Source organism: Trichocoleus sp. FACHB-591 (assembly GCF_014695845.1).
Taxonomy (GTDB): domain Bacteria; phylum Cyanobacteriota; class Cyanobacteriia; order FACHB-46; family FACHB-46; genus Trichocoleus.
On record NZ_JACJPA010000042.1, the window covers coordinates 1 to 9599 of the forward strand.

The 9599-nt window shown below is 50.2% G+C and carries 10 protein-coding genes; 5 read left to right on the top strand and 5 right to left on the bottom strand.

Translation table 11 applies throughout. The annotated features are described in order from the left end of the window. Both H6F90_RS08015 and H6F90_RS08020 read left to right on the top strand, forming a co-directional pair. The coding region (locus H6F90_RS08015) for a hypothetical protein (protein WP_190551782.1) at positions 1–263 on the top strand (263 nt) is incomplete at its 5' end. Positions 264–860: 597 nt separating this feature from the next. Then, complete coding sequence (locus H6F90_RS08020; RefSeq protein ID WP_190551784.1) at positions 861–1322, top strand: hypothetical protein; 462 nt, start codon at positions 861–863, stop codon at positions 1320–1322. A 361-nt stretch (positions 1323–1683) separates the two neighbouring features. On the opposite strand, the gene H6F90_RS08025 is transcribed toward H6F90_RS08020, so the two are convergent. After that, positions 1684–2676, bottom strand: a complete 993-nt coding sequence (locus tag H6F90_RS08025) for a tyrosine-type recombinase/integrase (protein ID WP_190551786.1) — start codon at positions 2674–2676, stop codon at positions 1684–1686. 304 nt (positions 2677–2980) lie between these two features. Here H6F90_RS08025 and H6F90_RS08030 point away from each other — a divergent pair, with 304 nt between their 5' ends. Continuing rightward, a complete protein-coding gene (locus H6F90_RS08030; protein ID WP_190551788.1) occupies positions 2981–4255 on the top strand; it encodes a glycosyltransferase in 1275 nt (424 codons plus the stop codon). Between the two features lie 39 nt (positions 4256–4294). On the opposite strand, the gene H6F90_RS08035 is transcribed toward H6F90_RS08030, so the two are convergent. Then, on the bottom strand, positions 4295–4732 hold the full coding sequence (locus H6F90_RS08035) for a hypothetical protein (protein ID WP_242024389.1): 438 nt from the start codon (positions 4730–4732) through the stop codon (positions 4295–4297). 389 nt (positions 4733–5121) lie between these two features. Between H6F90_RS08035 and H6F90_RS08040 the strand changes: the two genes are divergently transcribed. Further along, entirely contained in the window at positions 5122–5664 is a 543-nt protein-coding gene (locus H6F90_RS08040) for a hypothetical protein (RefSeq protein ID WP_190551791.1), read from the top strand. Continuing rightward, complete coding sequence (locus H6F90_RS08045) at positions 5661–6377, top strand: hypothetical protein (protein ID WP_190551793.1); 717 nt, start codon at positions 5661–5663, stop codon at positions 6375–6377. Before H6F90_RS08040 ends, H6F90_RS08045 begins: the two co-directional genes overlap by 4 nt. A gap of 320 nt (positions 6378–6697) precedes the next feature. On the opposite strand, the gene H6F90_RS08050 is transcribed toward H6F90_RS08045, so the two are convergent. The 3 genes from H6F90_RS08050 to H6F90_RS08060 all read right to left on the bottom strand — a co-directional run bounded on the left by H6F90_RS08050 (position 6698) and on the right by H6F90_RS08060 (position 9406). Then, positions 6698–7378, bottom strand: a complete 681-nt coding sequence (locus H6F90_RS08050; protein WP_190551795.1) for a type 1 glutamine amidotransferase domain-containing protein — start codon at positions 7376–7378, stop codon at positions 6698–6700. A gap of 211 nt (positions 7379–7589) precedes the next feature. Continuing rightward, on the bottom strand, positions 7590–7805 hold the full coding sequence (locus H6F90_RS08055; RefSeq protein WP_190551797.1) for a hypothetical protein: 216 nt from the start codon (positions 7803–7805) through the stop codon (positions 7590–7592). A gap of 671 nt (positions 7806–8476) precedes the next feature. Continuing rightward, on the bottom strand, positions 8477–9406 hold the full coding sequence (locus H6F90_RS08060) for a hypothetical protein (protein WP_190551799.1): 930 nt from the start codon (positions 9404–9406) through the stop codon (positions 8477–8479). Positions 9407–9599: the final 193 nt, after the last annotated feature.

Sequence of the window (9599 nt, forward strand, 5' to 3'; positions counted from 1 at the left end):
ATGCTCAGGATGTGAAGCGCTGGTTAGGGTTCAAGATCCCCGACGACCCCGAGCAGGGCAATAATCTCTGGATCTTCCGACGCCTTCTATTGCAACTTGGGATTCAAACTGCCGCCCGTCGCCAAGGCAGAAACCAAAAGCGCTCTGTGTGGATTGCCGCAGAAGCTTGGGAAACGGTGCAGCAAATATTAGATCGACGGCACCTGAGACGAGAGCTGTCCAGCTTAGCTTCCTCTGATGTTGTAATCCCCTCTAATTACTAAACCCATAGCCAAGGCTGACAACCTCAAGGCTACAAACTCGAACTCTTACCTCAGGGAAACGAACTTCCTGTCCACGTTCAAAGGGCGGTTCGCAAACTTCAGTCCCTAGGTTGCCTTTCAAATTTGCCTTGCCGTGTGCCATAAAACTTTCTCCATCACAACCCTGCAACTCTTATCTTTCGCATCTACCCTTCTGCGCCCTACATCAAGAGGTTTAGCTGACTCATAGCGTATCGAAAATTAGTAACACAGCAAGTTAAAAATGGAGCATTTATGAGGTACTCTAAAAAGAGCTCAACTTCACGAGCCGTCTTTATTACTAAGCATTTCAGCAAAATTTCCTCAAATACTGACTAGTTGCGGAGGTCGCAATAACTCAGTATTTATACTCAAGAACAAAAGTACTATAAACCGACCTGCCTAGCCTTTTCCTGGAAAATCTTTTCTGAAACTGGACTAGTTTTGGACTAATTTTGCTCTACATCTTCTTGCATTTGTCTTGTCTCTTGTTTGCAAATTGACTGATCCTTTAAAGTGATGTAAGTACTGTTGTAAGTTGTGCCATAAAAGCATGACCTTAGAAGCTGAGTTATATTCATGCCACCCGATGCAGCTAAAGTAACTGGTTATGTTCGCCAAGTAGTTTACGACCGCTTACTAGAATTTAAGGAAACTCATGAACTTAAATCTATTTCTCAAGCTGTCACTCTTGTTCTAGAGAATTACTTTGGGATAAGCCTGCTTTCGCCTATAAAGCCAGTGCTTCCGGATAGAGTAAGTGACTTGGAAGAGCAGATGAAGCAGCTAAGTGAAGTTGTGACTGCTATACAGGTAAGCATAGAAAAGTTATCGCTTGAGCTATATAAACCAACAGGGATCGAACTAGAGCTAGGTAAGGGGCTGACTCAGGCCGAATTAGCTCAGCGCTTTAGAGTTAGGGAAAGTACTATCAGTAGGAATAAAAGTAAATTAAAGTTTACCGAGTGGTCCAAACGTAAAGATCCGGAATACATTAGTTGGGCATATTCTTTGCAAACAAAACTGTTTTTTCCAAGATAATATTAGAAGTTCTACTGGTATAGAGAAGAGTAATTTTATAACATTAGACCCGTCTGAGGATCTAGTTAAAATAGCCATCATTAGGATGGCTCCTCCCCAGCGACTCAACCTCCCATAGAAGGAAGCTCATTCTCATCAAGCCCAAGTAACTCAACTGGGACTCATATTCTGTAGAATTCGAAAAAACATCCGCTTTGAAGACCAGAACGTTCCAGCCGCTCATCAGGGACTACATGGTTTTCTCTATAACTCTGAAGATGAACATCGCTCACCCACTTCATCCCCGTCGCTGGTGACTGAGAGAAATGAAGTAGTTCTAGCAGAACATTGGCGATCGCTTACTTACAGGGTTAAGGGATAGTCATGATTCATCGATATCTTCGCCGATCGCCTTCAGATACGCTTCAGCCGCAGCCTGCTTGAAGACACCTTGGGTGTAGCGTTGAAAGACGCGATCGCTCTTGATGCCCATCAACTCCTTGCCAAACAGGGGATCGACTCCTCGCCGTGTGACTTCCGTGCCAAACGTATGCCGGAAGCGATGCGGATTCAGCCCCTCTATCCCAGCGATCGCCCCTAACTGCTTCACCATCCGATGTAAGCCTTTGTAACCTAAGCGTTTCCCTGCACTTTTTGGGTCTTGCGCCAGAAACATCGGACTCTCCGGCAATGGCTCAAACATATCGCCCTGCTGCTGTCGCCACTCCAGATAGGCATCCAAATATTGTCTCGCTTCTCGATGCAGAGGAACTTCACTTACATTCTGTCCCTTGGAGCGATGGACCTTGAGAATCTTGCCATTCCAGTGCTCCACATTGAGTGCCGAAGCCTCCGATGCTCGTAGCCCATGACTCAACACAGCAATAATGGCGCGGTCACGTACTCGTGTTCGCTCATCCAGTTCCAACGCTGTCCACAATTGACTCAGATCCTCACTTTCCAGGTGATCAGCTTGGGGTTCCTCCTGGCGCTCCAAGTCGATCGCATCCGTCGGTAGTGGCTGGTTCATGGGATAACCATTGCTCCGCCGCAACCACCCATAAAAAGCCTTTAGCGTATTGAGCGCATGGTTTACCGAGGTTGCCTTCAACCCCTGGAGCTTCAAGTCGCGTCGATACTTGCCGATGTCGCTGGGCGTCACATCGAGCCAAGACTTGTCGCACCAAGCAGCGAACCGGACGAGTTGGCCTCGATAAGCCCGCTGGGTATTGTCTGCCTTGCCCGTCTGCCGTAGAAACTCCTCAATCTGCCAGTGCCGCAAGTCAGGTGGTTCCAGTAGCCGAAGTTCCGGCTGCTTGCCACCTGTGAGCGGCACAATCACGATGGGCAGAACTGGATCGGTGGATGGTTGCATAGACGCTCGTGCTTTCCCCTCACTCAACAAACTAGGTGCGATCGCTACTCTCCCGCGCGATCGCGCCGTTGCGCTTTGCGTAGACCAAACTGCTCCTGAGCGAGTTCAGCAATCCGCTCCCCTTCTGAGGGGAGCAATGGCTTGATTTTATCTTGACTCATAGAGTCGTTCTCCTGATTGGAAGAGAAAGTCGTTGAGCGGTTGTTTGCTGGGATGATTTCTGCTTAGATGCACCTAACTTCAGAAATACCCCTCGCTTGAGGGCCGTGCTGACCTAAACCCTTCACTTGTCTGGCTGGGAACTATGACTCATTTTGGGATACTGACCCCTGGCGCAGCGACCGGTCCACTCCACACGATGTTGCCCTTGGGGCAGGAACTTCAGCGACGGGGTCATCGCGTGACCCTCTTTGGCATCCCAGAAGCGGAACCCAAGACACTCGCAGCTGGAGTCGCCTTCTCCCCAGTTGGGGCCGTAGAGTTTCCGATGGGTGCAAGTGCAGAGGGGCTGAGCAAACTCGGACAATTGCAAGGACTTGCCGCACTGCAATATACGATTCATCTGCTCAACCAACTCTCGACGGTAATGCTGCGGGATGCGCCCGCTGCGATCAAAACAGCGGGGGTCGATGCGCTGCTGGTCAACCAGGGAGTGGTCGAAGGCGGCACGATCGCAGAGCAGCTGCAGCTGCCCTTTGTGACGGTATGCAGTGCGGTTGTGCTCAATGCAGAACCGAGCATTCCCCCCTTTTGCACCCCTTGGCGGTACAGTCCAGCCAGATGGGCCCGGTGGCGCAATCAGCTCGGGTATGCAGTCCTGAATCGCATTGCTCAACCGATGCGAGATTTGCTGGATGACCATCGTCGGGAGTGGAAATTACCCCGCTACTCCAGTCCGAATCAGGCTTACTCCCCCTTGGCTCAGATCAGTCAAGCCCCGGCTGAGTTTGAATTTCCCCGGCAGGAATTACCCCCCTGGTTCCACTTCACCGGCACTTACCATACCCCAGCCAGCCGGATCGCCGTTCCCTTTCCACACGACCAGTTGAATGGAAAGCCTTTGATCTATGCGTCGATGGGAACGCTGCAAAATCGCTTGCAATGGGTGTTCGAAACGATTGCTGCTGCCTGTGAAGGCTTAGAGGTTCAGTTAGTCATTTCTCTCGGTGGGTCTGCTAAACCTGAATCCCTACCCGACTTGCCCGGAAAACCGCTCGTGGTGGAGTATGCTCCCCAGCTAGAGCTCCTGCAAAAAGCAGTGCTCATGATTACCCATGCCGGCATGAATACCACCATGGAATGTGTGCAGCAGGGAGTGCCCATGGTCGCCATTCCGGTGGCGAATGATCAGCCTGGGGTTGCGGCCCGGATTGCTTGGACAGGAGCCGGGGAATGTGTGCCGCTGCGCCGGTTAAATGTTCCCAGATTACGAAACGTGATTCAACAAGTGCTAAGTCAGGACTCTTACAAACAACAGGTGTTGAGACTCCAGCAAGCAACGCATCGCGCTGGAGGTGTTCAGCGTGCAGCTGATATTGTGGAACAGGCAGTTGCCACTGGAAAACCGGTCTTGGCCTAACCTGAATCAAACTCACCCCCAAATGTGGAGCAGTCGCCGCTAGTCAATGTAGTCTCGGAGCATATCAGGCTTTTCTGGCTCATCTGCCATAATCGGGCGATCGCCATCGAGAGAAAAGGTCTTGCGAGTTTGCACTTTATCTGCGGCAATTGGTCGTTTGCCATCTTCGTCAACCACTGCTTTCACATCCAAATGGCTCGGCGTAATGGGGCGATCGCCATCAATGCCCAGAGTTTCGGTCGACTCTAAGGAACTGGCCACAATCGGACGACTGCCATCGACTTCAATCGTGGCGAGTACCTGAATGTCATCCGCCACGACGGGACGACCGCCATCAATGGGCAAAATCCTCTCTACCTGAAGATCACTGTCATCAATCGGACGATTGCCATCGACCTGAAGCATCTTGGCCTCTGCTTGATCTGACCCGGAAGAAGTCAGGGCGCTGTTATCTGGATGCTCCTGCTGTGTACTCACAATGCAAACTCCTAATCTTCATCGCAACTCTCCACTTTTAACGGCTGGACTGAGTGGTGAACGACTACCTAACGGTTGGTTTTCCAGCAATTCTGCTGCTTCCCTGGGCTAAATCCGACTGTGACCACCGGTCAGCGCGATTTCAAGTGGCGCATGTCCGGTAATTGCGCTCGCTGAGGTTCCTTGTCTTTGTAGCCCTCTAGTAGCACGAGCACGACGAGCAAAACGGGGTCCTCAGGAAATGAAGTCATCGCCACAAAAAAGTTGCGTGGATTTTAGATAGAGATAACGACACTTATCTCTATCTGATTATTCTAAGATTATTATCAACACAGGTAAAAATCTTACTTGGCTAGCCATAATAAGGAAGCTTTTCAAACTCAACACAAATGGGGCGATCGCCGAATGAAACCTGCTGGGCTTGTAGCCTGTTGACGGCAGATGAAGCCCGAAAACTTCACGATGCTGCTGTTGGAGGTGATGGTTGCTGGCAAGATGCTATCTGTCATAGTCGGCGCTCCTATTACCGGAAGGGACGGGCTCAAGGCGTAAGGCGGCGATCTCAGATTGCAGAAATCGTGGTTCCGGTTCCTGAAGTGCCTTATGTGGTTCTCCATACTTATGTAGACCAGCCTCGGCAAGCGAATGATGAGGTGGTGATTCATGCGATGTGTGCCGAGCTGTGGGTAGGAAATCAGCCCACGGCCATGACGCAACCTCAACATACGTTTGGGCTACCGCCTCGATCGGTGAAGGAGTATGCGCGTCAATTGCTAGAGGCGTTGTACCAGCAATATGGTGAAGGGCGACGCGGTGGGTTTGAGCGCTATGCCCATGAGCAGCAGCATTCGGTATCTCAGTGCCCGATCCGTCCTTGTGCTTACCATGCGACTCATCTGGAGGCACTGTCAGGAAGAGAGAGGTCAAGATGAATCAGCAGCTAGAACTACCGCTGTGGGATTCTTTGAGAGCAGCTCAGATCATGCCAGAGCAAGCAAATTTAGGAGAGTTGTTGGGGCAGATAGAAGTGGCGATCGCTCAAGCCCCAGAGCCAGAACAGTTGCAAGTAGCGGGGGAAGCGCTGCTGCGAGTGGCTGAGTTGTGTGCTGTACGAGCAGAGGTATTGATTACGGAATGGGAGGAGGCCTACCGTGATCCGGTTGTCGAGTCAGGCTTCTTTGCGGATGTGGTGCGCCAAACAATGAGTGTGGATTTGGGCGAGTTGATGGAGCCTGCTCCTCCACACAAACGCAGAGCCAAGCGATCGCCCGCTCAGGATGTAGAACCGGGATCGATTGCCGCTCTGGTGGATAAGGATGTGCTCTTGGAATGGTTGGAGGAGTGGGCGGTAGATGCGGGAGGAGAGAAGGAGCGACAAGCTGAAGCAGATTTAGTTTGGGCGATCGCTCATGAAGAGGCAGTCGCAGAGTGGAGCCAAGCAATCAGTCAGTGCCTCCGGCATCGAGAACCGAGGATTTCCCTCCAGCAGTTGTATCGAGGACTCGGAATGCCTTGGGTAAACCTGTGGCTAGGGTTACTGCTAGGAGACTTTGAACTTGAGCAGCCAGGGGAGTTTTATGGGTCGGACATGTGGATTACAGTTCCAGCTCCTCAGAAAGCGCTCCTCCAGGTTGAGAGGATGTGATGCCAGTTTTGATCTTGTGTAGCTCTCTTCCCGAGTTACACAAGAATACGGGTTAATTAGCCAGCGTTTGGACCAGTACAAATGGAGATTACACCAGGTTGCCAGACTACTTGAGGAAAAGGCTTCTTGTGTAACTGGGGAAATAACAACTGAAGTTACACAAGAATTTGCCATGCCACGCAAACCTTCTCTAGAATCGCTTTGTGCCACTCTACAACGGTTGAACTTGCAGCAGAAGCAAGAGAGAGTTGCCTCAATGGAGAGTGAGGCGCGAGTCACGTCGTCAAGGCCGAAGCTGAGCAGTTCTCGGCACACCAGGCTTAGCCCCTCAGCTGTTGCAAAACTGCTTGAGCTCCAGCCTCAGATGAGGCAGGATTTTGACCAGTAATCAAATTACCATCATGAATCGTGTAGGACTGCCAGTCCGCTGCTTTCGAATATTTACCCCCGTTCTTTTTCAACTCGTCCTCCACCAGAAATGGGACGATATCTGTGAGCTCAACTGCCGCTTCTTCAGTATTAGCAAAACCAGTTACAGATTTGCCTTGGACTAAGGGGGAGCCGTCAGGCGCTTTGGCATGACGAAATACACCTGGGCCATGACAAACCGCAGCGGTCGGTTTTCCCGCCGCATACATCGCTTCGATTAAGGCAATAGAGTCACGGTCTTCAGCGAGGTCCCATAAAGGGCCGTGGCCTCCAGGATAAAACACCGCATCGTAGTCTTCAGCAGCGATGCTCGATAGCGGCAGGGTGTTGGCTAACGCAGCTTGTGCTTCTGAGTCCTGCTTGAAGCGGCAGGTGGTCTCACTTTGCGCTGCTGGGTCGTCACTTTTGGGGTCCAACGGTGGTTGCCCACCCTGAGGAGACGCCAAAGTAATGTCTGCCCCAGCATCTTTGAAGACGTAGTAAGGACTCGTGAACTCTTCCAGCCAAAACCCAGTTTTCTTCCCCGTGTTGCCAAGCTGGTCATGGGAAGTCAACACGATCAATATTTTCATTGCGTTCTCTCTGGTTCATTCCATCGTAGAGTGATCATGACTATCCCTGGAATTAATGCCATCTACCCTGAGAACCAGCATCCTCATTAGTGTGCTTCTACGGAATCCAACAACATTTTGCCAGTTAAAGGCTGTGGGAATTTTTAGTCTGCCAGTTAAGGTTTGAGAATAAGCGATCGCCCCTATTTCAACACAAAGCCCTAGCTTGTTTTTACTTTTCTTTGTACGCTTGCAAAAGTGCTGCTGCTGCCTCATTCCGGGTACTGTGAAGTTCTCCACTCTGACCCAGCGATTTCCATCTCCAAGGAGTGTCGGCAGGACCATCCTTGACCACGATGCCTTTACTTTTACCGTCCAGGCACACTTCCCAACCATCAGGAGTGCGTTTGTAGCTCCAGGGTCTCTCACTCTTTTTCTTTTTGACCATCTCCCTTACCCTCGTTGACGAACTGATCTAAAACTGCCTTTACTCTTTTATAGTGTGGTAACTGCTTGCTGGCTCCCAGCATTGAGGTCGATTAGCTAAAATTTTGCTAATTAGGCAAAACTAACTATCGAATAGAGCATTCTGTCCTTAAAACGGCTTCTTTCGGGCATACCTATAAACAAACTCATCCGTTCTAAGAAGAATTGAGACGTTGATTTGGAAACGAGTTTATTTACAGGTATGGAGTAATGAAAGCTGCGTTTTGGTTTGGGCAAGGGAAGAGTAAATAAAACGACGGAATATTTGCAGGTTGGTTTGAGGTAAAGAATTTGCAGTCCTTTCATGGAAATAGTAAAGCGCCCTCTAGCTATAGGTTGCAGAGAAGCGCTTTACCTCTTGCCTAAACTTTGCCTAAATACAGACGGAGATCCCCCAACTTTTGAGCTTCTGACCCCTACTACCCCAAGGCAGGAATTTTTAGCTTGTAAGCTAGTGATGGTAGGGATTTCAAGTATTCTCAATAGCTAAAATATCAACAGTATCTCAACCGCTTGAGCAAGGCGGTCGCTTTGGCTAGGTGAAGCAGTCTAACGTTTCGGCTGAGCAGTTGATAACGTTTGCAACTCCAGACGCAACTTTTGATAGTCTGCTCCAGCCGAATGGTTGTACAGCTATTCGCCGCCACCGCCACAACCGCCACAACCGCCACTGCCGCCACCGCTACAACCGCCACCATCGCTGCCTCCAGAGTCACCGCACCCAGAATCGTCTCCGCTAGAGTCAGAATGATGACCTGAAAAATCCTGCCAATTCCATCCCCCACGACCCCCACACCCATCGCTGGCATCACTATTGCCACACCCTGGCCCGTAAGCCCGAAAAGTCCTTGGTCTCCTTAAGGAAGCGACGACGCCAACAAGAAAGCTAATTAGCCCATATCCTGCCCCAACTCCAAGTCCAGCCAGCAAAACTGCTCCTAATGGATCAATCTCACTAGCAAAGCCTCTCATATGGCAGCCACTCATGATCAACGCTGCAACACTGGCAAAGCCTACCGTGGTAGTTCTATGAAATTGAGTTTTTTGCAGTATCCAGTTCTGCTGAGTATTCACTCGCACAAAATGTAAGTCGCGTCCAAACCGCTCCTTTGGTGTAGACCAAAGTTCTGCTGGAGGTTTTGCTCCAAAAATTCGTTCGTAGCTCTCCAGAGTCTTGCTATACCAGTCATCAAATTTTTGATTTTCAGCCGCTCCCCCTTGAGTTGGATCGTGATGAAGTGGTGTTTGCAAAACCTTGGGGCAGAACTCTTGCCAATACGATCGCGTATGGCTCAAGTGGAGATGCCAAACTTGGTCTACTGGGTCTGAAGGGGTGGCTGGATGACCTGCTGCTACAGCCAAAAAAGTAAACTTCTTATACTCCTCAATCGCTTGCAGAGCATAGTGTAATGACCAACCATTTTCTTTGGCTAAGCGTTGGCTAAAAGATAGTGGAGCCTCTGGTTGATCTAACGAAAATGCTTGAATTCGCTCATACAACTTTGCTTGCTCAACATTCATTGCTTGAACGTTCGGGTCGGCTGATCCTTCGGAGTTCACCATCTTTTCTGACTCAGCTTGAAAAAACTTACTCCGAATTTAACATTGCCCTCCTGTTCGTCGAACCCAACCTGATGCTGAAGCTCAAGCAATAGCAGCGTTCCAGCTTCGGGTTAGCCTTCGCGGGTCCTGTTTATTCCAAACGATTATCGCTGTGGATTGTGGTTCCACTACTCGCGGGTTCGAGTCCCGTCGT

Excerpts from the sequence above, each read along its gene's own strand:
- H6F90_RS08020 (WP_190551784.1), top strand. The coding sequence starts at position 861 with ATGCCACCCGATGCAGCTAAAGTAACTGGTTATGTTCGCCAAGTAGTT.
- H6F90_RS08025 (WP_190551786.1), bottom strand. The coding sequence starts at position 2,676 with ATGCAACCATCCACCGATCCAGTTCTGCCCATCGTGATTGTGCCGCTC.
- H6F90_RS08030 (WP_190551788.1), top strand. The coding sequence starts at position 2,981 with ATGACTCATTTTGGGATACTGACCCCTGGCGCAGCGACCGGTCCACTC.
- H6F90_RS08040 (WP_190551791.1), top strand. The coding sequence starts at position 5,122 with ATGGGGCGATCGCCGAATGAAACCTGCTGGGCTTGTAGCCTGTTGACG.
- H6F90_RS08045 (WP_190551793.1), top strand. The coding sequence starts at position 5,661 with ATGAATCAGCAGCTAGAACTACCGCTGTGGGATTCTTTGAGAGCAGCT.
- H6F90_RS08050 (WP_190551795.1), bottom strand. The coding sequence starts at position 7,378 with ATGAAAATATTGATCGTGTTGACTTCCCATGACCAGCTTGGCAACACG.
- H6F90_RS08055 (WP_190551797.1), bottom strand. The coding sequence starts at position 7,805 with ATGGTCAAAAAGAAAAAGAGTGAGAGACCCTGGAGCTACAAACGCACT.
- H6F90_RS08060 (WP_190551799.1), bottom strand. The coding sequence starts at position 9,406 with ATGGTGAACTCCGAAGGATCAGCCGACCCGAACGTTCAAGCAATGAAT.